A 21,994-nucleotide genomic window follows, 5' to 3' on the forward strand; every position below is an offset into this window, starting at 1 on the left:
GATGCAGCTCACCGTCTGGACCTATGAAGGGCCGCCGCATGTCGGAGCGATGCGCATCGCAACGGCCATGGATGGCCTTCACTATGTCCTGCACGCGCCGCAGGGCGACACCTACGCCGATCTTCTCTTTACGATGATCGAACGGCGCAACAAGCGCCCGCCGGTGACCTACACAACGTTCGAAGCGCGCGACCTCGGCACAGATACGGCCGAAATCTTCAAGAACGCGGCACGCGAAGCGTACGAGCGCTTTCAGCCGCAGGCGATGCTTGTCGGCGCTTCGTGCACGGCCGAACTCATCCAGGACGATCCGGGCGGACTTGCCAAAGCCTTGGCACTGCCGATTCCCGTCGTTCCGTTGGAACTGCCGTCCTACCAGAGGAAGGAAAACTGGGGCGCGTCGGAGACCTTCTACCATCTCGTGCGTGCCCTTGCCGGCCCGCATGCGCCGGCGCCTGGAACGGAACGGCCGCCCCGGGACGCGGGCCGCCGGCCACGGTGCAATCTGCTCGGACCGACCGCCCTCGGCTTTCGGCACCGCGACGACGTGGCGGAGATCACTCGCCTTCTCGACCGCCTCGGCATCGATGTCGCCGTGACGGCGCCGCTCGGCGCCACTCCGGCCGACATCGCGCGGCTCGGCGAGGCCGATTTCAACGTCGTGCTCTATCCGGAAATTGCGCAAACGGCCGCCGGTTGGCTGACCCGCACGTTCCGCCAGCCAGCAACGAAAACCGTACCCATCGGCTGCGGCGCGACGATCGACTTCGTCAAAGAAGTCGCGGAGATCGCGGGCGTCGACCCGACGGCGGTTCTCGCAGGCGCGCCGTCGCGTCTGCCGTGGTACTCGCGCTCCGTCGATTCCACCTATCTCACCGGCAAGCGCGTCTTCATCTTCGGCGATGCGACACATGTCGTCGCCGCAGCGCGCATCGCCGACAAGGAGCTCGGCTTCAAGGTCGTCGGCCTCGGCACCTATTCGCGCGAATTCGCCCGCGACGTGCGCGCCGCAGCCGAAAGCTATGGCGTCGAAGCACTCATCACCGACGACTATCTCGAAGTCGAGGAGAAGGTGGCGGAGCTGCATCCCGAGCTCGTTCTCGGCACGCAGATGGAGCGCCATATCGCCAAGCGGCTGCGCGTGCCGTGCGCCGTCATCTCGGCGCCGGTCCACGTCCAGGATTTTCCGGCACGCTATTCGCCGCAGATGGGCTTCGAAGGCGCCAATGTGATCTTCGACACCCTCGTGCATCCTTTGATGATGGGCCTCGAAGAGCACCTTCTCGGCATGTTCCGCGGCGATTTCGAGTTCCACGACGAGGTCCAGCCGTCGCATCTGGGGCACGGCGCCGCACCGGCGCAGGACCAGACTCAGATCAAAGAAACGGAGAACGAAAAGGCTGAGATTGCCAACGTCGCCCAAGCTGTCACCTGGGCGGCAGAAGCGGAGCAGGAACTGCGCAAAATACCGTTCTTCGTCCGCGGCAAGGCGCGCCGCAATACCGAACGCTTCGCCGAAGAACGCGGCTTAGCGACGATCACAGTTGAGACCCTTTACGATGCCAAAGCCCATTTCGGCCGATAACGCGACGCCTCTGCGCGTCGTCATCGTGACACTCGACAGCCATCTGGCGAGCGCAGTCGAGCGCGCACGCCCGATTCTTCAGAAAGAGATCCCCGGTCTCACGCTCAATCTGCATGCCGCCACCGAATGGGGCGACGATGCGACCGCACTCGGCCGCTGCCAGGCCGACATCGCCGAGGCCGATATCATCCTCGCCAATATGCTCTTCATGGAAGACCATATTCAGGCGGTGATGCCGGCCTTGAAGGCGCGGCAGGACGAATGCGACGCCATCGTCGGCTTCATGTCGGCCGGCGAAGTGATCCGCCTCACCCGCATCGGCCGCTTTAAGATGGACGGCTCGCAGGGCGGCGCACTCGCCCTTCTCAAGCGGCTTCGCGGCTCGGACAAGCGCGACAAGGAAGGCGCCAAACAGGCTGCCAATTCCGGTGCCAAGCAAATGGCAATGCTGCGCCGGATCCCGCAATTCCTGCGGTTCATCCCGGGCACGGCTCAGGACGTGCGCGCCTATTTCCTGGTTCTGCAGTACTGGCTTGCCGGTTCGGAAGACAATATCGTCAACATGGTGCGGCTTCTCGTCGAGCGTTACGCCGAGGGCCCGCGCAAACAGCTGCGCCACCATTTGAAGGCCAAGCCGCCGGTCAATTATCCGGAGGTCGGGCTTTATCATCCGAGACTCAAGGGACGCATCACGGAACGGCTGGAAGCCCTGCCTTCCCCGTCGAAGGAGCGCAAGGGCCGCGTCGGCCTCCTCATCATGCGTTCCTATGTGCTTGCCGGAAACACGGCCCATTACGACGCCGTGATCGACGCGCTGGAGGCCCGCGGCCTGCAGGCGGTGCCGGCGTATTCGAGCGGTCTCGACAGCCGGCCTGCGGTTGAAGCTTTCTTCACCCCCAACGGGCGCCCGGTGGTTGACGCCGTCGTTTCCTTGACGGGCTTCTCGCTCGTCGGCGGCCCGGCCTACAACGATGCGAAAGCGGCCGAAGAGATGCTGACGCATCTCGATGTGCCCTATATCTCGGCACAGGCCGTCGAGTTCCAGACGCTCGAGCAATGGGAGGGTTCCGACCGCGGCCTCCTTCCGGTCGAAACGACCATGATGGTCGCGATCCCGGAACTCGACGGGGCCACCGGTCCGATGCTCTTCGGCGGTCGTTCGGAGAATGCCGAACAGACCCGCGATATGCAGGCGCATTCAGAGCGCGCCAAGATGCTTGCCTCGCGTGTCGACAAGCTCGTCAGGCTTCGTCACGCGAAGCGCGCGGAGCGCAAGCTCGCGGTCGTCCTTTTCAATTTCCCGCCGAACGCCGGCAGCACCGGCACGGCCGCTTACCTTTCGGTTTATCATTCGCTCTTCAACACGCTGAAATCCCTCAAGGATGCGGGTTACACGGTCGACGTACCGGAAAGCGTCGATACCCTGCGCGACATGATTTTGAAGGGCAATTCGAGCCGCTATGGCACGGACGCCAATGTGCATGATCGCATCGCAACCGACGATCACGTGAGGCGCGAGCGCTATCTGAAGGACATCGAGGCGCAGTGGGGCCCGGCTCCCGGGCGGCAACAGAGCGATGGCAGCTCGATCTTCGTGCTCGGCGTCCAGCTCGGCAATATCTTCGTCGGCGTGCAACCGGCCTTCGGCTATGAAGGCGATCCGATGCGTCTTCTCTTCGAGAAGGGCTTTTCGCCCACGCACGCCTTCTCCGCCTTCTACCGCTATCTGCGCGAAGATTTCCGGGCCGACGCGGTCCTGCATTTCGGCATGCACGGCGCGCTCGAATTCATGCCCGGCAAGCAGACTGGGCTTTCGGATGCCTGCTGGCCAGATCGCCTGATCGGCGATTTGCCGAACTATTATCTCTATGCGGCCAACAATCCGTCGGAAGGCTCGATTGCCAAGCGGCGTTCCGCGGCAACGCTGATTTCTTACCTCACGCCTCCCGTGGCGCGGGCCGGACTTTATCGCGGCCTCCTCGATCTCAAAGCGTCGCTCGATCGCTGGCGGGCCTTGCCGCCGGACGAGACGAAGGAGCGCGAGCAACTCGCCCCGCTCATTCAGGCTCAGGCCGCAGAGCTCGATCTGGCTGCTCCGGAACCGGCCTGGGAGGATCCCACGGCAGAGACGGCGAAGCTGAGCGAGGCCATTCTCGACCTCGAATACAGTCTCATCCCGCACGGCCTGCACGTCATCGGCGAGCCTCCTTCGGCGGAAGAGCGCATCGATCTCCTCCTCGCGGTGGCTGAAGCCCGCTTCGGCACGAAGCCGGAGAAGGAAGCCATCGAGGCACTCGTTGCAGGGCGGCAGCCGCGGCAGGCTTTGGTCGTGGGCGGAATGGAAGAGAACGAAGCGAACATCGAATTGTTCGATGAACTCGCCTCGACCAATAAGCTTTTGTCGGAAGACCACGAACTCCCGTCGCTCATCCACGCGCTCGACGGATGCTTCGTGCGCCCCGCCCCCGGCGGCGACCTTCTGCGCACGCCGGCGATCCTGCCGACGGGCCGGAATGTGCATGGCTTCGACCCTTTCCGTATGCCGAGCGCTTTCGCCGTTACGGACGGGGCACGCCAGGCGAAGCGGCTTCTCGACCGCTATGTCGAAGATGGACATCCGATTCCGGAATCGGTGGCGATGGTCCTGTGGGGCACCGACAATCTGAAGAGCGAAGGCGGTCCGATCGCCCAGGCTCTGGCGCTGCTCGGCGCACGGCCGCGTTTCGACAGCTTCGGCCGTCTCTGCGGGGCTGCTCTCATTCGCCTGGAAGATCTCGGACGGCCGCGCATCGACGTCGTCATGACGCTGTCGGGTATCTTCCGCGACCTCCTGCCCTTGCAGACCAAGCTGCTCGCCGAAGCCGCCTATCTCGCGGCCACGGCAGATGAACCGCTTGAGATGAACTATGTGCGCAAGCACGCCCTGCGCTATCAGGAAGAGCATCAATGCGACCTGGAGACGGCCGCGTTGCGCGTGTTCTCCAATGCGGACGGCGCTTATGGCTCCAACGTCAACATGCTGCTCGATTCCGGGCGCTGGGAAGACGAGGACGAGCTGGCCGACACCTACGCAAAGCGCAAATGCTTCGCTTACGGTCGCCAGGGCGCGCCCAAGCAACAGGCCGCTCTTCTGCAGACGATTTTCAGCGATGTCGAGCTCGCCTACCAGAACCTCGAATCGGTCGAGCTCGGCGTGACCACCGTCGATCACTACTTCGACACGCTCGGCGGGATCAGCCGGTCGGTGCGCAAGGCCAAGGGTGGCGAGATCCCCGTCTACATCGGCGATCAGACCCGCTCGGAAGGCATGGTTCGCTCGCTCTCTGAGCAGGTTGCGCTCGAAACCCGCACCCGCATGCTCAACCCGAAATGGTACGAGGGCATGCTGAAGCACGGTTATGAAGGCGTGCGTCAGATCGAGGCCGCGGTGACCAACACGATGGGCTGGTCCGCCACGACGGGTCAGGTCGCGCCTTGGATCTATCAGCAGATCACGCAGACTTACGTGCTTGATCCTGAAATGCGGCAGCGCATGGCCGCCCTCAATCCGGTCGCGTCGGCAAAGGTCGCGCACCGGCTTCTGGAGGCGCATGAGCGCCAGTACTGGCAACCCGACGAGGCCGTGGTGGAAGCCCTGCGCCAGGCGGGTGAAGAACTGGAAGACCAGCTCGAAGGCATACCCGTGGAGAGAGCCGCATGAACATCCCTCTGAGACCGATGCCACCGATCGCGAAGAACGAGGACGGAGAAGGCAGCGTTCAGGTCCAGCTCGATCCATCGATCCACATCGACACGGCGAAAGTGTTCGCCGTCTATGGCAAGGGCGGTATCGGCAAATCGACGACCTCATCGAACCTGTCTGCGGCTTTTTCCAAGCTCGGCAAACGGGTTCTGCAGATCGGTTGCGACCCAAAGCACGATTCCACCTTCACCTTGACCAAGCGCCTCGTGCCGACGGTCATCGACGTTTTGGAATCGGTGAACTTCCATTCCGAAGAACTTCGCGTCGAAGATTTCGTCTACGAAGGCTATAACGGCGTCATGTGCGTGGAAGCTGGCGGACCGCCTGCCGGCACCGGCTGCGGTGGCTATGTCGTCGGCCAGACCGTGAAGCTTCTCAAGGAGCATCATCTCCTGGAAGACACCGACGTCGTGATCTTCGACGTTCTGGGGGACGTGGTTTGCGGTGGTTTCGCTTCGCCGCTGCAGCACGCCGAGCGCGCGCTGATCGTCACCGCCAACGATTTCGATTCCATCTTTGCGATGAACCGGATCGCCGCGGCGATCCTCGCGAAGGCGAAGAATTACGATGTTCGGATCGGCGGCGTGATCGCCAATCGCAGCGCCGGGACCGACGAGATCGACCGCTTCAACGCAGCGACCGGACTTAAGCGTCTGGCGCATCTGCCGGATCTCGACGCGATCCGGCGCAGCCGTCTGAAGAAGTCGACGCTTTTCGAAATGGAGCCCTCCCCCGAACTGGAGCAGGTGCAGAACGAATATCTGCGTCTTGCCGCTCAGCTCTGGGCAGGCGTCGAGCCGCTTGCAGCAACACCGATGAAAGATCGCGAGATCTTCGATTTTCTGGGATTCGATTGATGCCAACAGCCTCGTATTTGGAGCGCCGCGGAGAGCTTGAGACCTATTTCGACCGCACCGCGGCCGATGCCTGGTCCAAACTCACGTCCGACGCGCCGGTGAGCCGTATTCGGGCCACCGTGCGCGCCGGCCGCGACCAGATGCGGGCGACCTTGTTGAGCTATCTGCCGGAGGATCTCTCCGGCTTGCGGCTCCTCGATGCCGGTTGCGGAACCGGTGCGCTTTCGCTGGAAGCAGCGCGCCGCGGCGGCGATATCGTCGCGATCGATCTGTCGCCATCGCTCGTCGCGCTCGCCAAGGAGCGAACCAAGGACGAGCCGGAAGCCCAGCGGATCGATTTTCATGTCGGCGACATGCTCGATCCCGAACTCGGCGATTTCGACTTCATCGTCGGCATGGATTCGCTCATCCATTACCGGGATCAGGATCTCGCCAACATCCTCGCCCGTATGGCGACGCGAGCGCGGCAAGGGGTGGTTTTTACCTTTGCGCCCCGCACAGCGCTGCTCGCGGCCATGCACATGGCGGGGCGGTTTTTTCCGCGCAGCGACCGTGCACCTTCCATCGAACCGATCAGCGAAGCGCGGCTGCGCCAGCTGGTCGCTGCGACACCTGAGCTAACGGCATGGCGGCCCGGTCGAAGCCGTCGTATCGTAAGCGGATTTTACACGTCACAGGCTATGGAGCTCGTGCCCGCATGAAGCGGCTGAACAATTCGGTAAGCGCAGCGTGGAGCCGTCTCGGCCCCCGCTTTTTGCCGTTTGCAGATGCTGCAACGGCCGAGCTTCCGCTCGGCCGCCTTTTGCGTCTGTCATTGTTCCAAGTTTCAGTCGGCATGGCGGTGGTGCTTTTGAACGGCACCTTGAACCGCGTCATGATCGTGGAGATGGGCGTGCATGCCTGGCTCGTCTCCTTGATGGTGTCGCTGCCGCTCGTGTTCGCGCCGTTCCGCGCCCTGATCGGCTTCAAGTCGGACACCCACCGCTCGCTTCTCGGTTGGCGGCGTGTGCCCTATATCTGGATGGGCACGCTGATCCAATTCGGCGGTCTCGCCATCATGCCGTTCGCTCTTCTGGTTCTTTCCGAGGGCCAGGGACCGGCTATTGTTGCAGGTCAGGCCGGGGCCGCCTTCGCCTTCCTTCTCGTGGGCGCCGGCCTGCACACGACGCAGACAGCAGGCCTTGCTCTGGCAACCGACATCGCGCCGGCTGAGTCCCGCCCGCGCGTCGTGGCGCTGCTCTACGTCATGCTTCTTCTCGGCATGATGGTGAGCGCCCTCCTCTTCGGTGTGCTTCTCGACAATTTCAGCCCGTTCCGGCTCATCCAGGTCATTCAGGGCGCCGCCTTCCTGACGATGGTCTTGAACATCGTCGCCTTGTGGAAGCAGGAGGCGCGCAATCCCGCGCTCACCGCAAAAGACGCACCAAGAACCAGTTTCCGCGAAGCCTGGGGCTCCTTCGTCAAAGGTGGACGCGCAAGCCGCCTCCTCGTCGCTGTCGGTCTCGGCACGGCAGGCTTCAGCATGCAGGACATTCTGCTCGAGCCTTACGGCGGCGAAGTCCTGCACCTGACCGTGAGCGGCACGACAACATTGACGGCTCTCCTCGCCGGAGGCTCGCTCGTCGGATTTGCCCTTGCCGCCCGCAGCCTCGGTCGGGGCCAGGATCCGCACAAGCTTGCAGCCTATGGCGCGCTTGCCGGCGTCGTGGCGTTCGTGGCCGTGATCTTCGCCGCGCCCCTCGAATCGGCGGTGCTCTTCCGGGCCGGCACCATCATCATCGGCTTCGGCGGCGGCCTCTTCTCGGTCGGCACGCTCACAGCCGCTATGGAATTGTCGGAGAATGGACAAAGCGGTCTCGCCCTCGGCGCCTGGGGCGCCGTTCAGGCGACCGCTGCGGGTCTCGCGATCGCGCTGGGTGGCGTGGTCCGCGACACCTTCTCCACACTGGCAGAACAAGGCGTTCTCGGGTCGGCTCTCACGAGCCCGGCCACCGGCTATAGCTTTGTCTACCATTTCGAAATCGCGCTGCTCGCCGTCACTCTCGTGGCGATCGGGCCGCTCGTGGGGTCGGGGGGGCGAACACGCTCCGATCCATCATCGTCCTTCGGTCTAGCCGAGTTTCCCGGCTAACCGTTGTCAATGGAGGTTATCAATGCCCGCCGGAGCACTTACAGGGTATATGGATGTGGCCCAGATGACGCTTTATGCGTTCTGGATCTTTTTTGCCGGTCTCATCATCTACCTTCGTCGCGAAGATAAGCGCGAAGGTTATCCGCTTGTTGCGGAACGCGGTGAGACCAATGACCGGATCGTCGGGTTCCCCGACGCACCGGCACCGAAATACTTCAAACTTCATGGCGGTGGCACGGCACAGTCCGGCCGCAGCGACGACCGCGACGTGCGTCTGACGCCGGCCGGCCCGTCGAACGGCGCTCCGTTCCGTCCCGTCGGCAATCCGCTGGTCGATGGCGTCGGCCCGGCTGCCTATGCCGATCGTGCCCATGAGCCAGAGCTCACGCTCGATGGCGATCCGAAGATCGTGCCGCTCTCAAGTGACGAGAGCTTCTATCTCGATCCGCAAGATCCGGATCCTCGGGGCATGCTCGTCATCGCCGCCGACGGTGAAGTCGTGGGTAGTGTCGAAGACGTGTGGGTCGATCGTTCCGACGTGATGATCCGTTATCTCGAGGTCGCTCTCGACGGCGCCGGCACCATTCTGGTTCCGTTTGTGATGTCGACCCTCAACGCACGCCAGCGTCAGATCCGCGTGAACGCCCTGGTTGCCAAGCAGTTCGCCGATGCGCCGCGTACGGCCAGCCCGAACAGCATCACCATGGTGGAAGAAGACCGTATTCAGGGCTACTTCGCCGGTGGTACTCTTTATGCGACGCCGGCACGGCAGGAGCCGCTGCTGTGAACGAATACGAATCCGAGCCTATCCGCGGCCTGCCTCAGCGCTTGCCGAAGGGGGAACGGATCCTCTGGCAGGGGGAACCGCGCTGGGCAAGTCTTGCCCGGCGCCTTTTCCACCTTCCAACCCTCGTCGTCTATTTTGCTGTTCTTCTCGCCCTGCGGGCCATTCTGGCCCTCTCGGCGGGGGGAACAGTGAAAGACGCGATCCTGTCGGCGACCTGGCTTTTGCCGGTCGCCGCTCTCGCGGTCGTTATTCTCACCGTCTATGGCTGGCTGATCGCTCGGACCTCGGTCTATACGATCACCGAGAAGCGTCTCGTCATCCGCAGCGGGGTTGTGCTGCCGATGACGCTCAACATCCCTTTCGTTGCGGTGGAATCCGCCGCATTGCGGCTCTACGGGCAGGGAATTGGCGACATTCCGCTCGTTCTTTCCCCCAACCATCGCGTCGCTTACTATGCTTTGTGGCCGCATGCCCGGCCATGGAAAATCAAGCAGCCTGAGCCCATGCTGAGGTCGGTTGCTGATGCCGAGCGCGTCGCCGAGATCCTCGCAGGCGCGCTCGCAGCAACCGCCGGACGTGGCGACCAGGCGGGGGAAACTGCCCCCGAGGCAGAGACGGACACGCACGCACAATGGTCATCGCACGCAACTGCGGTGGCATAGGAGATCAAGGTGAGCGGCTTTACGAACACTGCGCCATTTCCGCGAGGCCCCCTTCTGGCCGTTGCGGCGCTGTTGACGGTTTCCATCGTCCTTGCAGCGGTGAGCGCATTTGACCGTAGAGGCCACAGCACCGATATGCCGGGGACGACGGCCGTAGAAGTGCGACTTCTGCAGTTCAAAGATCGGGCCAACGGGGGCGTCGGCATTTTCGACGCCTCCGACGGCAGCCAGATCGCCGTTGCCGCACCTGGCACGAATGGTTTTTTGCGCGCGACCTTGCGCGGCCTCGCACACGAACGGGAACGTCGCGGCATCAGTCCCGACAGCCCCTTTCGCCTGACCTATTGGAACGACGGGCAATTGTCGCTCGAGGACCCCTCGACCGGACGGCTCGTCGCGCTTGATGCTTTCGGACCGACGAATGCGCAGGTCTTCGCCCGCTTCCTCCCGGAGACGAGGCAGGCGCAATGATCGGCAATTGGGTCGGCGGACGCGAAGAGATCGAAGTGGAGTGCACCATCGAGGTGCAAAACACCTTCGAAAGCCTGCACGCTCATGTGGACCTCGATGGTGGCATCGAGATCCGCCCGGGCGATGCGGTGCGGGTCCATGGTGAGCCGATCACCGTCCCCTACGGCGAGACGGCCACGTTTCGCCGCCGCGCGACGGTGGTGCGGGCGACCGCTTTAGAGCGGCTTTGGACACGCATGACCGGTGACATGGAGTTCATGGAACTCCTTGAGTTCAGCTTCTCTTCCGAAAGCAGGCTATGACGATCGAGACCCTCTCCCTCTCTCCGAACGACACCACCCTCAAGGCTCAAGAAAGCACGGTTTTGAGTCCGCGCTTTTATACGACGGACTTTGATGAGCTCGACGCCATCGATGTCAGTCACATTCGCCTGGAGTGGGACGCGCTCATCGCAGAGATGAAGAGCGACCCCAACAAGGGCCATTTCAAGCGAACGGACGCCTGGGACGACGTGAAGCTCTCCGATCTTCCGGAAGACCTCCAAAAGGAGTTCGTCGACTTTCTGGTGAGTTCACTCACGGCCGAGTTTTCGGGGTGCGTGCTTTATTCGGAGATGAAGAAGCGCGGCACCAACCCCGATATCTGCGAACTCTTCCGCTATATGAGCCGTGACGAGGCGCGCCATGCAGGCTTCATCAACGACACGCTCAAGGATTTCGATATCGGCGTCGATCTGGGCTTTCTGACGCGCACGAAGAAGTACACCTTCTTCCGCCCAAAATTCATCTATTACGCCACCTATCTTTCCGAAAAGATCGGCTATGCGCGCTACATCACGATCTTCCGGCACCTGGAAAAGCACCCGGAAAAGCGCTTCCATCCGATCTTCAAATGGTTCGAACAATGGTGCAACGACGAGTTCCGGCACGGCGAAGCCTTTGCGCTCCTGATGCGTGCGAACCCGCATGTGACGCGCGGCCTCAATAAGTACTGGGTCCGCTTCTTCGTCCTCGCCGTTTTCGCGACCATGTATGTGCGCGACCATGCGCGCCCTGCCTTCCACAGGGCTCTCGACATCGATCCGACGGAATATGATTTCACGGTCTTCAGGATCACGTCGGAAATCAGCAAACAGGTCTTCCCGCTGACGCTCGACATCGACAATCCCCGGTTTCGCGCCGGCCTCGAAAGGCTGCGGCAGGCGAGCGAGGGGATGGCGGCCGCCAAACGCAAAGGCGGGCTCGTCGGCGGGCTGCAGCAGCTGTTCCACGGTGCGGGCGTCGGGGTCGCCATCGCCCGTCTTTATTTCCTGCCGGTCAAGGACAATGCCCCGCCGGCCGAGAGCCGGCTCGTTCCGGCCTGGTAGGGAGGCATCAGAGTGTCGCTCTACGCTCTGCCCATCGTCTTTGCGTTGTTTACCTGGTGGTTCTCGACGGGAGCGATTCTGTATCTCGACGGCCTGCCCCGGCGCACGTTTCGCTGGAGCCTCGCTGGCGCGACAGTTCTTCTCGGCGTCGCCTTTTACGGCCTGGCGGTCTCCAGTCGGGATGCGAGCGTCTCGGGCGCCTTCATCGCCTTCACCTGCGGCCTGACCGCATGGGGCTGGCATGAGATCAGCTTTCTCATGGGCTACGTCACTGGCCCCAGAAAGAGCCTGTGCCCGAGCGACATTTCTGGCTGGAAGCGCTTTCTCTTTGCCGTCCAGACGATCCTCTATCACGAGCTCGCCATTCTCGTTTCGGCGGCCGTGATCGTCGCCCTCACCTGGGGCGGACCCAATCAGCTCGGGTCCGGGATCTTCTTCCTCTTGTGGGGCATGCGGGCCAGCGCCAAGCTCAATCTCTTCCTCGGAGTGCGCAATCTCTCCGAACAGTTCCTGCCGGACAGCCTCGCCTATCTGAAGAGCTTCATGGTTAAGAAGCCCATGAATCCCCTCTTCCCGGTGTCGATTACGGTTGCAACCGTGATCGCCGTGTTGTTTGCGCAGCGCGCCATCGCCGATGTGGCGAGCCCGTTCGAAGCGACCGCCTATACGTTTCTCGCCACACTGATGGCGCTCGCCGTCCTGGAGCACTGGTTCATGGTGCTGCCGCTGCCGGCTGAAGCGCTGTGGAAATGGGGGCTGCGGACACATGAGGTGCAGCAGCCGACAGATCAGACTTCACCGGCACGGCCGTCGACGCCCTTTTCTCCGCGGACAGCCGCAGCGTTGCCCGGCAGCCGATTGCGGACGCAGCCGGCCTTGAGCACGTATGGCGCGTCACCGCCAGTGGAGTAATCGGGAGCGATCGGGATGGCACGCGAGGTCAGCGCGGATTTGGGGAGGCGATCCATGGATTATGAGGACTTCTTTCGGCAGGAACTTGAAGCGTTGCGCCACGAAGGGCGCTACCGGGTCTTCGCCGATCTTGAGCGTCATGCGGGCGAGTTTCCGCGCGCCACGCATTACCGCGAACGCGGCCGGGCCGAGGTCACCGTGTGGTGCTCCAACGACTACCTGGGTATGGGCCAGAACTCTCTGGTCATTGATGCCATGCATCTCGCGCTCGATCGCTGCGGCGCGGGCGCGGGCGGCACACGCAACATCTCAGGGACCAACCACTATCACGTGCTTTTGGAGAACGAGCTCGCCGAGCTTCATGGGAAGGAAAGCGCCCTCATCTTCACCTCGGGCTATGTTTCGAACTGGGCCACGCTTTGCACGCTTGCAGCGAAGCTGCCGGGCTGCGTCGTCCTTTCGGACGCCAAGAACCACGCCTCGATGATCGAGGGCATCCGCCACAGCCGCGCAGACCGCATGATCTTTGCGCATAACGACCCGGAGGATCTCAACCGCAAGCTCGCAGAGATCGACCCGGCGCGGCCCAAGCTCGTCGCCTTCGAATCCGTCTATTCGATGGATGGGGATATCGCGCCGATCGCCGAAATCTGCGACGTCGCCGACGCGCATGGTGCCATGACCTATCTCGACGAGGTCCACGCCGTCGGCCTTTATGGCCCGCGCGGCGGCGGCATTTCCGAGCGTGACGAGGTTGCCCACCGTCTGACGGTGATCGAGGGTACCCTTGCCAAGGCGTATGGCGTGATGGGGGGCTATATCGCCGCCTCGACAGCACTCTGCGACTTTATTCGTAGCTTCGCCTCCGGCTTCATCTTCACGACCGCCCTGCCGCCTTCCGTCGCAGCCGGCGCACTCGCCTCCATCCGACATCTGAAGGCGAGCGAAGCCGAACGCGACAGACAGAAAGAGCGCGTTGCCACCGTGCGGCGCCGTCTGGACGAGATCGGCGTGCCGCATCTTGTGAACGAGAGCCATATCGTTCCCGTGATGGTGGGCGATCCCGTTTTGTGCAAGCAGATCAGCGATCGGCTTCTCACGCAGTACGGGATCTATGTGCAGCCGATCAATTATCCGACCGTTCCGCGCGGCACGGAGAGGCTGCGTGTCACGCCCTCGCCGCTTCATTCCGATTGGGACGTCGACCGCCTCATCAACGCCTTGAAGGCGATTTGGTCCGAGATCGGCCTCGAACGCGCCGCCTGATCTTTTCCTTCTCGTACGTCTGTCAAAGCGCCGGCACTTCGCCGGCGCTTTTTTTATGAGCGGTCAAAAGCCGAGGCGCCTCTCACGAGCAAGCCGTATACCCACTCTTCGGCACTCCCTCGCTGATCGCGGACCCCGCCATCTGAGGCTTCCCATAGTTCGACTGGAGCGTTGGCCGCTATGCAGGCCGGCTCTCGGAATCATCTCGCACGCCGCGTTCGGAGCTTTTGAAACCGCTGTTTTCCTCTTTGAGGGAATCACTTGGCCGGACCCGTTCACGTTCTGATTCACGTTTGGCGATGGTACCGAGGCGGGCTCTGTAACGCTTAGGGGGCGACCTTCAGAAATCGATTCAACTCGCCGGCTTCGAGCCAGCGGCTTGATCCTCGTCCGATCCCGTATGCAGAGCGCATAGCTCTCAGGTCCTCACACACCGCACCTGAGGCGACCGATTCTCGCAAGGGGATGCCTTACCCAGACGCGCGCACGCGGCCTCAGCACCCGTGATCCGGCGGCGAGAATGTCGCCGGTACAGGGCCTCTCACGTGCCGCAGGAGAGCGATGCTCGTCGCCACCTCTTGAGACTGCCGCACACGACGGTTCCTCACAAGCGCGATGCGGTCTCGCGCACCGTCCGCCACAGCACCCACCCTTGGCCTCACGCGCTTATCCGGGGATGCGTTCGGCCGCCGTCTCCGACTGACCATGGGTTTCAGGGATCGTCCCCAACCCGGGGCGACGCCTTCGGCAGTTCTTGTAGGTTCCGGACCGGCCTCAGAGACCGACCGGACGATGCGGCTTTCGTCCTGAACTTCATGCCGATCGAGCTGGAGCTTAACCTGCGCGTTCGCCGGCAGGCGCGGGCTGACCGGAAATCGGAACAAAAAAAATCCGGGAGATGAGACATCTCCCGGATCGAGGTTGAGGGGGCGTCCGAAGACGCCGCCGTCTTTACTGATTTTGCTGCATCTGCTCCATCTGCTGGCGCATCTGCTGCATCTGCTCCATCTGCTGCTGCATCAGCTGCATCTGCTGCTGCATCAGCTGCTGCTGCGGCGTCATCTCGCCAGACGGAGCCTGCTGGGCCGGCTGCTGAGCCTTCGGCTGTTGAGCCTGGGGCTGCTGAGCCGGGGCCTTGGGCTGAGCCGGCTGCTGTGCCTTCGGCTGCTGAGCCTGGGGCTGCTGAGCCGGAGCCTGGGCCGGCTGCTGAGCCTGAGGCTGCTGGGCCTCTGGCTGCTCTGCCGGAGCCTGCGGCTGCTCAGCCGGGGCCTGGTCAGGAGCAACCTGAGCGGAAATCAGCTCAGGATAATCCTGGACCATCGGCGCACCGCCAAGCGGCTTGGGCTCGCCCTGATGGCAGGTCGCGCAGTTCGCCTTGGGAGCGTCTCCCGTCGGGCCGAGGCGCATCGCCGGGTATTCCGGCTGCAACGGCACGAGGTAGTTCGCATTGAGATCGCGCACCAGGTCCAGACCGTGGAAGGCCGTGAGCCGCGGCGGGCTGCTCTCATTCCAAGACATGAACGACCGGCTGTCATGGCAGTAGGTGCAGTTCACGCCAAGCGCGTCAGACAGATGGATCATCAGCGCATAGGTATCTTCCGCATCCTTGATGCTCGCGCCGAGGCCGCTGCCCTTAGCCGGAAGAGCGGTCGTCGGAACGATACGAGGATTGGACGGACCGGTCAGGAACACATCCGACGGGTTGGCGGCCATCGAAGTGAGGCCAGCAACTTCGTTCGCATGGTTCTGCCCGTTCGGGCTGTAGCCCGCATAGACTGCCTTCGTGGGAGCCTCGTCCTTGAACCAGATCTCGGTCGGGACAGGGTTGCCGCGGTGGCAGGTGTAGCAGGTCACACCCGTCTGGGCGACGTGGTTCGTCCAGTCGGAATTGATGTGGCGCGTCATCTCAAGCATGCGACGCGACACGATCTTGGTGTATGGCCGCTCAGCGGCCAGGTCGTTTTCATCGTGGCAGTAGGCACAGCCCTGTTCCGGCGAAACCCACTCCGTGATCACGGTCATGACACGCAGGAACTGCTCTTCCGAAAGATCGCCGAGAACATGGACGTTCTCGTAGACTTCCGAAGCGCGGGGACCTTCAGCCGAAACCGCTGGGAACGGATCGGGGATCTGGTCCGCCGCCTTGCGCAGATCCTCAACAGACTTGACCTGCTGCATGCCGGTGCCGCGGTAACCCAGCTGCGTACCCTGAGCCAAAGGCCAGATATGATCCGGCTGCGGCAGATTAAGGGTGAACAGCAGGAGGCCGCCAACTAGCACGCAGAATGCGACGGCCATTTTCATCGCGAAGGTCATTGCGCCCCTCCTGACATAAGAGCCGGATCCTGAATGGCGTCAAAGACCTGCGGATAGGCGGGAACGAGCCCGTGCTTGATGCCCCACAGGAACCAGTTGTCGACAACTGTACCCGTGAGAAGCATGCCGATACCGCCGGTGATCGGGCAAAGAACCGCAAACCACCAGGCCCAGCGATGGATGGATTCCATGGTGGCATTGAAGCCCATGGTCCAGCGCCAGAAGAGCGCGGCGCGCTCCGCTGCAGTACCGCGATCCACAACCTGCTCAGCTTCCCGGTCGCCGCCGAAGCGGCCCACGGCCAGGATCGTCGCACCATGCATGGCGAACAGAAGCGTCGCGCCATACAGGAAGACGATCGAGAGCATGTGGAACGGGTTGTAGTACAGGTTACCGTAGCGGATCGAGAAAGCCGCAGTCCAGTCAAGGTGCGGGAAGATGCCGAACGGAACAGCCTCAGACCAGCTGCCGAGAAGCAGCGGGCGCAAGAAGCCGATCACAATCATCAGCCAGATCGCCGCCATGAACGCCCAGGCAACGTGCGTGCCCATACCGAGCGCCGTAGCCCGGCGGTACGTACGCACCCACCACAGAAGAACCGACGTCGTCATAAAGAAGCCAGCCATCTGCCACCAGCCGCCCTGGTCGAGCGGGCAAAGCACGCAGAAGCCAAGTTCGGCAGGCGGCGGCTCAAGCGCAAGCCACGGCAGTTGGCGCACGAATTCAATCGGGCTCCAGTTCACCGAGGCCATCATATTGAGACCGATGATCTCAAAGGCCAGGAAGCCGAAGATCAACGAAGCGACACCGGTCAACCCGAGATAGACGGGTCCGATCTGTGCGTCGCCGATCTTGCCTAGCCAATAGGAGACAATCGGCTGTCCTGCCCGACCGGTAGCAGAGCTAGCGACCGGGACACCGGCGTAGACAGGTCCGTGGACCTGCACCCGGTTAAAGATGTTTTGGTACTCAGCCATAATAGTCCCCCTGCCCTAGCTCCAGATCGGGAGGTTGAGCCACCAACCCCACCACTCGGGCCATCCGCGGGTCCAGAACGGACCGCTGATGACGATGCAGACGGCACTCCAGAACGCTGCCGACAGCGCCAGGAACAATCCCAGACGATGCACGCCAAGCGAACCGATGGAGTAGCCCACCACATCACGGAAGAAGGTGTTCTCGTGCTCCGGGCCTTTGACGGCCTCACCAGGCTGCGGGTTGACGGCGGAAAGGATCACGCCTCCGTGCAACGCCAACGCGAGCGTCGTCGCGAAGAAGAAGCTGACGGCGATCATGTGAGCCGGATTGTAGTGGAAGTGCAGGTACTGGTACCCGACGTTCGACACCCAATCGAGGTGGCTCATGATGCCATAAGGAAAACCGTGCCCCCACGCACCCATCAACACGGGCCGGATGACGACCAACGTGAAGTAGGCAAAGACCGCAAAGCTATAGGCGATAGGAATATGATAGCCCATGCCAAGCTTGCGGGAGATTTCGACCTGACGCAGAGCCCAGGAAACAAATGCGCCCAAGGCGCATATGGTAATGAGCTGCCAAAGCCCGCCCTCGCGGAGCGGCGCCAAGCCTAAGCCATAAGAAAGATCTGGCGGAGCAATACTGATCTGCCAGATGTTCCAGGTCGGTCCCAGCGCCGCGCCCCAGAGAATGAGCCCGGTGCCCAACGCTGAGAAGAAGACCGTCGTTACGCCAAAAAAGCCGACGTAAAGCGGCCCCACCCAAAAATCGAAGAGATCCCCTCCGATTAGCGTACCGCCACGAACGCGATACCTCTTTTCAAAGCTGAGCATCGCCATTGCTCAATCCTCCGGTCAACGAGACGAGGAGCGATGTCGCTCCTGCGTGAAGATGGCAGCGGGCTGGAAATCCCAGCGGACTGGAACCCAGTCCGCTGCCATTCGCAAAACCTTCCGTCTCGTCGATTAGGCGAGCGGCGTGATCAGCTCGACCTGGCTGGTCTGCGCCGGGGCCGTCGGGGCGCCCTGCATCCAGTTGAACCGGTCGGTGCTCAGCAGAATGAAGTGAATGAGCAGAGCCAGCACGAAAAGGAACGTGAACAGCGCGACCAGCGTACGACGCGGATCGAACAGGAGCCAAACTTTCCACATTTCTCTCTCCCCCTATGCGAGAGTTGACAGGAGCGCCGAAGCGGTCGTCGGCAAGTCTTGAAGGAACGCGTAGCCTTCCGGCCCCGGGATCCAAGGACGCCACATCCAAGCAAGAATGTGAGCGACGATTGCCACGGCGATGAAGACCATGAAGCTGGTCATGAACACACCGTGAAATTCGCGAGCCTCGCCTTCCGTCAGACCCGACAGCGAGACCGGCCTATCGATTTCAGCCATTGATCTACCCTCGTTAAAAGCAGCCTTTCGGCCGTTACCGCGCACCTCCCGCGCGGCAGGGAATGGTCACAGCTCCGCCGTGACACATCTCCGCCCAGCAATGCCGGACGAATTCTTGCGAATGCGCCTTAGCGCATAAAAGCGAATGGGATCGTCGTGTTGGCCGCGACGCGCGCCTCTTCAATCACCGACCGACGACCATTCGGTCCCGGCGGGAAGGGACGCCATTGCGGCGGCAGAAGCCGCGCAATGATGCAAACCACCAAGAAGAAGGCGAAACTCACCATCACGATGAGACGGAAATCGCGCTCTTCTTTGGATCGCAGCAGCGCTACGTTCGACTTTTCGATTGCAGCCATATGCCTCTCCACATCAAACTCTGCGGACAGCGCGCCCCCGCGCCAGTCCGGCTAAGATTTCGTGCTGCGGATGACCCCCCGTCATACGAGCTCATCTTCTTCTAAACCGGTCGCAGCCCTACGAACACATGCTATGGTGACGCGGGGCGTGCCGACGCGCCTGGCTTCGCGCTCGGCCTGATCGCGCAGCTTCTTCGCTGCAGAGATGCGTATCAGAACCGGCTGCGATTCCACCAATGAATCCAATGACTTCTTGGCATCGTCATCCCACGGCAGCTCATCGTGGAGCCGCGAGGGCGTCGCATCGACCTCGTCAAGGTCTTTTGCCAGGGGCAAAATATGGAAGAGTGCGTCGAAAAGCGCATTGCACACTTCCTGAACGAGATACGTCGCGCCCGAATAGCCCATGAACGGCGTGCCTGTGTGGCGCCGGATGATGGCTCCCGGGAACGAGGCCGGAATATAGACGCTGCGTGCGCCGATCTCGGCCAGATACATGCGTTCGTTGTAGCTGCCGAACATAACCAGCGGCGTCTTCTCTCTCACCGATTCGCGCACCGATTCGTTGTCGGGCTTGACGCCCGCGCGGCGCGAGAAGGCGAAAGTGCAAGGCAGGCCCATTTCCGATTCGAGGAAGTGGCGCACGCCCCGCGCGTAGGTTTCGTTCGCGACGATGGCGAAGCTCGCCGTGCCGAAGAAATCCTGCGTGACGGAGCGCCACAGATCCCAGATCGGCTTGATCGTCGTGTGTTTTTCGCGCGCGATGAACGGTTCCGGATCAACACCCAGAAGCTCACCCAGGGCGCGCAGGAATTTCGTGGTCGAATGCAGGCCAATCGGCGCCTGCAGATAGGGCTTTTCCAGCGCCTCACAGAGGAGCCTGCCGAACTCGCGGTACATGCAGATATTCACGTCCGCGTCGACGAGCCGTCCAACCTCGGAGATATGGCTTCCCATCGGGAAGACCATGTTCACCTCGGCACCGATTCCCTCCACCAGTCGCCGGATCTCGGCGAGATCGGAGGCCATGTTGAACATGCCGTAGGTCGGGCCGATGATATTGACGCGCGGCTTGTCGCCTTCCTTGCGGGCGCGCGCCTTCGGCATCTTGCCCTTCTTGGCGCCAAACTGATTCCACAGCCAAAACAAAGCGCGGTCGGCACTTTGCCATTGGTCTTCGTCGATCGTGCGCGGCAGGAAGCGCTGGAGATTCGTTCCCTCTGGCGTCACACCGCCGCCGATCATCTCGGCGATTGAGCCTGTCACCACGACCGCGGGCAGCGCGGGATCGAGCGTTTCATGCGCCCGGCGCATCGCGCCTTCCGTACCGGTCTGGTTGAGATTTTCTTCAGACAGGCCGGTGACGACGATCGGCAATTCGTGCGGCGGCAAGGCATCGGTGTAATGCAGCACCGAGGTGACCGGCAGGTTTTCACACCCGACCGGGCCGTCGATGACGACTTGGAGCCCTTTGATCGCGGCAAAGACGTAGACGGAGCCCCAATAGCCGCCGGCGCGATCGTGATCGAGAACCAGCATCAGACCACCGATTCCGCGACCCGTTTCGGGTCTGCGGCCTTCCGAGCTTTCTCCGCCTTGGCGAGTTCCTTGCGGCGGAAATCCGAATGGTCGGCGGGGATATCTTCCCACACGCCGGCGGTATCGCCGTGGCCGACGCCCTCAAAGAACTCGCGCATCTCGTCGAAGCGGACCTTGTTGCCGATCGCCGCATTGACGACCTGCGCAAGCGAGCCGGCGCCGGCGACACCGAAAAGCGGCCGCGCCGAAATGAGGTTGGTGAAATAAAGACCCGGGATCGCCATCTCCTTCGCCTTCTGCACGACCGGTGTCGTGCCGATGGCGAGGTCCGGCCGAAACTCTTCGACCGCCGCGATGTCCTTCTCGAGCGAGGCACGGTATTCGACATGAACGCCGCGGGCCTCGAGCCATTCGCGGTCAGCGGAAGAATAAGGCGTCTTCGGGCAGGCGGCGCCGACATAGGGCACATCCGCCCCGCTCTCGAGAAGAAGCCGAGCGACGAGGAGCTCGGAGCCTTCGTAGCCCGAAAGCGTCACGCGCCCCTTGATCGGAGCATTTTCCAGCGCTCCCTTGATCATCGGCAGGAAGCGATTTTTCGTCTGATCGACACAGTCGCGGGAGATGCCACACGCCTCGCCGATCGCGTCGAGCCAGGCGGCCGTTCCATCATGGCCGACCGGCGCGGAACCCACGATCGGGCGCCCGGCTTCCTGAAACTCACGCATACTCGCCGTATAGAACGGATGAAGCGCGGCGACCGCGGCGCAATCGAGCGCGGCATAGAGCTCGCGCCATTCGCGTGTCGGCACGACCGGGCCGGCGGCAAGGCCGAGCGGCTCCAGCATCATGCCAAGCCCCACAGGGTCGGCCGGGAACATTTCGCCCAAAAGAGTGATGGTCGGCTTGTCGCTCGGTCCGCCACGCGGCGCCTGAACAGGGCCAAGCTCGGCCTCGGTGCGCGCGTAACGCAGCATGGCACCGGAGAGGACGTCTTTCGCCTCGGCATGTGTCGGTACGCCGAAGCCCGGCACATCGATGCCGATGATGCGCACGCCGTTGATTTCTTTCGGCAAAAGCCTGAGCGGCACGCCGGAGGCCGTCGGCACGCAGAGATTGGTGACGATGACGGCGTCGTATTTATCGGGATCCGCGAGCTTATGGACGGCTTCACGAATGTCTTCGAAGAGCTTGCCGGTGACGAGCGTTTCCGAATCGAAGGGAACGTAGCCGACGGTGCGGCGCGCGCCATAGAAGTGCGAGACGAAGCTCAGACCATACACACAGCAGGCGGAACCTGAGAGGACCGTCGCAGTGCGGCGCATCCTCAACCCGACGCGCAGCGAGCCGAAGGCCGGGCACATCGATTGCGGCTGGTCGTGAGGACCCTTCGGATAATCGGCGGCGTAACGCTCTAGAATTTCGCTCTGGCCGGCCTTTTCGGCCGCAGCGCGCATTTCGGCCTGACCGCCATGGCAACCAAGGCCGTCCCCTTCTGGAGACGGAGCGTTCGAGGGGCTTTTCGTCATGCTTTCACCTGGAGCGGGCATACCGGTCCCGGACGCCGCGGCGAGATCATTCGCCATCGGCGCGGCAGCGGCACCGTCGTAGACGACTTCCGTCGTCTTGCGGTCCCCA

Annotated in this window: 20 protein-coding genes; 12 read left to right on the top strand and 8 right to left on the bottom strand. The window is 62.5% G+C overall.

Features of this window, described 5'->3' with window-relative positions; translation table 11 throughout:
* The first annotated feature begins 1 nt into the window (after window position 1).
* Genes bchB through hemA form a run of 12 tightly spaced genes read left to right on the top strand, consistent with a single transcriptional unit; the run spans window position 2 to window position 13,779 of the window.
* Window positions 2-1,585, top strand: coding sequence for a ferredoxin:protochlorophyllide reductase (ATP-dependent) subunit B (gene bchB, locus BLP76_RS14710; protein WP_092814950.1), 1,584 nt, complete (start codon window positions 2-4; stop codon window positions 1,583-1,585).
* The gene (locus tag BLP76_RS14715; RefSeq protein ID WP_092814953.1) at window positions 1,560-5,285 is read left to right on the top strand and encodes a magnesium chelatase subunit H; all 3,726 of its coding nucleotides are present in this window, start codon (window positions 1,560-1,562) and stop codon (window positions 5,283-5,285) included. The genes bchB and BLP76_RS14715 overlap by 26 nt, the downstream gene beginning before the upstream one ends.
* On the top strand, window positions 5,282-6,184 hold the full coding sequence (bchL, locus tag BLP76_RS14720) for a ferredoxin:protochlorophyllide reductase (ATP-dependent) iron-sulfur ATP-binding protein (protein WP_092814956.1): 903 nt from the start codon (window positions 5,282-5,284) through the stop codon (window positions 6,182-6,184). The genes BLP76_RS14715 and bchL overlap by 4 nt, the downstream gene beginning before the upstream one ends.
* The gene (gene bchM / locus BLP76_RS14725; protein ID WP_092814959.1) at window positions 6,184-6,885 is read left to right on the top strand and encodes a magnesium protoporphyrin IX methyltransferase; all 702 of its coding nucleotides are present in this window, start codon (window positions 6,184-6,186) and stop codon (window positions 6,883-6,885) included. The genes bchL and bchM overlap by 1 nt, the downstream gene beginning before the upstream one ends.
* Window positions 6,882-8,315 (top strand): BCD family MFS transporter, encoded by a 1,434-nt coding sequence (locus BLP76_RS14730; protein ID WP_092814962.1) that lies wholly within the window; start codon window positions 6,882-6,884, stop codon window positions 8,313-8,315. The genes bchM and BLP76_RS14730 overlap by 4 nt, the downstream gene beginning before the upstream one ends.
* Before the next feature lie 22 nt (window positions 8,316-8,337).
* Window positions 8,338-9,102 carry a photosynthetic reaction center subunit H gene (gene puhA / locus BLP76_RS14735; protein WP_092814965.1) on the top strand — a complete coding sequence of 255 codons (765 nt, stop codon included), beginning with the start codon at window positions 8,338-8,340 and terminating at the stop codon, window positions 9,100-9,102.
* On the top strand, window positions 9,099-9,764 hold the full coding sequence (puhB, locus tag BLP76_RS14740; protein WP_092814968.1) for a photosynthetic complex putative assembly protein PuhB: 666 nt from the start codon (window positions 9,099-9,101) through the stop codon (window positions 9,762-9,764). Before puhA ends, puhB begins: the two co-directional genes overlap by 4 nt.
* A 9-nt stretch (window positions 9,765-9,773) precedes the next feature.
* The gene (gene puhC, locus BLP76_RS14745) at window positions 9,774-10,235 is read left to right on the top strand and encodes a photosynthetic complex assembly protein PuhC (protein ID WP_244514603.1); all 462 of its coding nucleotides are present in this window, start codon (window positions 9,774-9,776) and stop codon (window positions 10,233-10,235) included.
* On the top strand, window positions 10,232-10,537 hold the full coding sequence (locus tag BLP76_RS14750; protein WP_092814973.1) for a sortase family protein: 306 nt from the start codon (window positions 10,232-10,234) through the stop codon (window positions 10,535-10,537). The genes puhC and BLP76_RS14750 overlap by 4 nt, the downstream gene beginning before the upstream one ends.
* Window positions 10,534-11,601 (top strand): magnesium-protoporphyrin IX monomethyl ester (oxidative) cyclase, encoded by a 1,068-nt coding sequence (acsF, locus tag BLP76_RS14755; RefSeq protein WP_092814976.1) that lies wholly within the window; start codon window positions 10,534-10,536, stop codon window positions 11,599-11,601. The genes BLP76_RS14750 and acsF overlap by 4 nt, the downstream gene beginning before the upstream one ends.
* A 12-nt stretch (window positions 11,602-11,613) precedes the next feature.
* Window positions 11,614-12,513, top strand: a complete 900-nt coding sequence (gene puhE / locus BLP76_RS14760; protein ID WP_092814979.1) for a putative photosynthetic complex assembly protein PuhE — start codon at window positions 11,614-11,616, stop codon at window positions 12,511-12,513.
* A 54-nt stretch (window positions 12,514-12,567) separates the two neighbouring features.
* Window positions 12,568-13,779, top strand: coding sequence for a 5-aminolevulinate synthase (gene hemA / locus BLP76_RS14765; RefSeq protein ID WP_092814982.1), 1,212 nt, complete (start codon window positions 12,568-12,570; stop codon window positions 13,777-13,779).
* Window positions 13,780-14,730: 951 nt separating this feature from the next.
* On the opposite strand, the gene pufC is transcribed toward hemA, so the two are convergent.
* From pufC to bchY, 8 genes are all read right to left on the bottom strand, one after another.
* On the bottom strand, window positions 14,731-16,095 hold the full coding sequence (gene pufC, locus BLP76_RS14770) for a photosynthetic reaction center cytochrome PufC (protein ID WP_200170642.1): 1,365 nt from the start codon (window positions 16,093-16,095) through the stop codon (window positions 14,731-14,733).
* Window positions 16,092-17,072, bottom strand: a complete 981-nt coding sequence (gene pufM, locus BLP76_RS14775) for a photosynthetic reaction center subunit M (protein ID WP_092814985.1) — start codon at window positions 17,070-17,072, stop codon at window positions 16,092-16,094. The genes pufC and pufM overlap by 4 nt, the downstream gene beginning before the upstream one ends.
* 15 nt (window positions 17,073-17,087) lie before the next feature.
* Window positions 17,088-17,912, bottom strand: a complete 825-nt coding sequence (gene pufL, locus BLP76_RS14780) for a photosynthetic reaction center subunit L (RefSeq protein ID WP_092814988.1) — start codon at window positions 17,910-17,912, stop codon at window positions 17,088-17,090.
* Between the two features lie 126 nt (window positions 17,913-18,038).
* Window positions 18,039-18,224, bottom strand: coding sequence for a light-harvesting antenna LH1, alpha subunit (pufA, locus tag BLP76_RS14785; protein ID WP_092814991.1), 186 nt, complete (start codon window positions 18,222-18,224; stop codon window positions 18,039-18,041).
* A gap of 12 nt (window positions 18,225-18,236) precedes the next feature.
* Entirely contained in the window at window positions 18,237-18,461 is a 225-nt protein-coding gene (gene pufB / locus BLP76_RS14790) for a light-harvesting antenna LH1, beta subunit (protein WP_092814994.1), read from the bottom strand.
* Window positions 18,462-18,589: 128 nt separating this feature from the next.
* The gene (locus BLP76_RS14795; RefSeq protein ID WP_092814997.1) at window positions 18,590-18,820 is read right to left on the bottom strand and encodes a hypothetical protein; all 231 of its coding nucleotides are present in this window, start codon (window positions 18,818-18,820) and stop codon (window positions 18,590-18,592) included.
* A gap of 81 nt (window positions 18,821-18,901) precedes the next feature.
* The gene (gene bchZ, locus BLP76_RS14800; RefSeq protein ID WP_092814999.1) at window positions 18,902-20,359 is read right to left on the bottom strand and encodes a chlorophyllide a reductase subunit Z; all 1,458 of its coding nucleotides are present in this window, start codon (window positions 20,357-20,359) and stop codon (window positions 18,902-18,904) included.
* Complete coding sequence (gene bchY, locus BLP76_RS14805; protein WP_420867629.1) at window positions 20,359-21,906, bottom strand: chlorophyllide a reductase subunit Y; 1,548 nt, start codon at window positions 21,904-21,906, stop codon at window positions 20,359-20,361. Before bchY ends, bchZ begins: the two co-directional genes overlap by 1 nt.
* Window positions 21,907-21,994 lie beyond the last annotated feature (88 nt).

It is taken from the genome of Afifella marina DSM 2698 (assembly GCF_900102695.1).
Lineage (GTDB): Bacteria > Pseudomonadota > Alphaproteobacteria > Rhizobiales > Afifellaceae > Afifella > Afifella marina.

What these genes read in the sequence shown, in the direction of transcription:
- bchB (WP_092814950.1), top strand. Translation starts at nt 2, where the DNA reads ATGCAGCTCACCGTCTGGACCTATGAAGGGCCGCCGCATGTCGGAGCG.
- BLP76_RS14715 (WP_092814953.1), top strand. Translation starts at nt 1,560, where the DNA reads ATGCCAAAGCCCATTTCGGCCGATAACGCGACGCCTCTGCGCGTCGTC.
- bchL (WP_092814956.1), top strand. Translation starts at nt 5,282, where the DNA reads ATGAACATCCCTCTGAGACCGATGCCACCGATCGCGAAGAACGAGGAC.
- bchM (WP_092814959.1), top strand. Translation starts at nt 6,184, where the DNA reads ATGCCAACAGCCTCGTATTTGGAGCGCCGCGGAGAGCTTGAGACCTAT.
- BLP76_RS14730 (WP_092814962.1), top strand. Translation starts at nt 6,882, where the DNA reads ATGAAGCGGCTGAACAATTCGGTAAGCGCAGCGTGGAGCCGTCTCGGC.
- puhA (WP_092814965.1), top strand. Translation starts at nt 8,338, where the DNA reads ATGCCCGCCGGAGCACTTACAGGGTATATGGATGTGGCCCAGATGACG.
- BLP76_RS14750 (WP_092814973.1), top strand. Translation starts at nt 10,232, where the DNA reads ATGATCGGCAATTGGGTCGGCGGACGCGAAGAGATCGAAGTGGAGTGC.
- acsF (WP_092814976.1), top strand. Translation starts at nt 10,534, where the DNA reads ATGACGATCGAGACCCTCTCCCTCTCTCCGAACGACACCACCCTCAAG.
- hemA (WP_092814982.1), top strand. Translation starts at nt 12,568, where the DNA reads ATGGATTATGAGGACTTCTTTCGGCAGGAACTTGAAGCGTTGCGCCAC.
- pufC (WP_200170642.1), bottom strand. Translation starts at nt 16,095, where the DNA reads ATGACCTTCGCGATGAAAATGGCCGTCGCATTCTGCGTGCTAGTTGGC.
- pufM (WP_092814985.1), bottom strand. Translation starts at nt 17,072, where the DNA reads ATGGCTGAGTACCAAAACATCTTTAACCGGGTGCAGGTCCACGGACCT.
- pufL (WP_092814988.1), bottom strand. Translation starts at nt 17,912, where the DNA reads ATGGCGATGCTCAGCTTTGAAAAGAGGTATCGCGTTCGTGGCGGTACG.
- pufA (WP_092814991.1), bottom strand. Translation starts at nt 18,224, where the DNA reads ATGTGGAAAGTTTGGCTCCTGTTCGATCCGCGTCGTACGCTGGTCGCG.
- pufB (WP_092814994.1), bottom strand. Translation starts at nt 18,461, where the DNA reads ATGGCTGAAATCGATAGGCCGGTCTCGCTGTCGGGTCTGACGGAAGGC.
- BLP76_RS14795 (WP_092814997.1), bottom strand. Translation starts at nt 18,820, where the DNA reads ATGGCTGCAATCGAAAAGTCGAACGTAGCGCTGCTGCGATCCAAAGAA.
- bchZ (WP_092814999.1), bottom strand. Translation starts at nt 20,359, where the DNA reads ATGCTGGTTCTCGATCACGATCGCGCCGGCGGCTATTGGGGCTCCGTC.
- bchY (WP_420867629.1), bottom strand. Translation starts at nt 21,906, where the DNA reads ATGCCCGCTCCAGGTGAAAGCATGACGAAAAGCCCCTCGAACGCTCCG.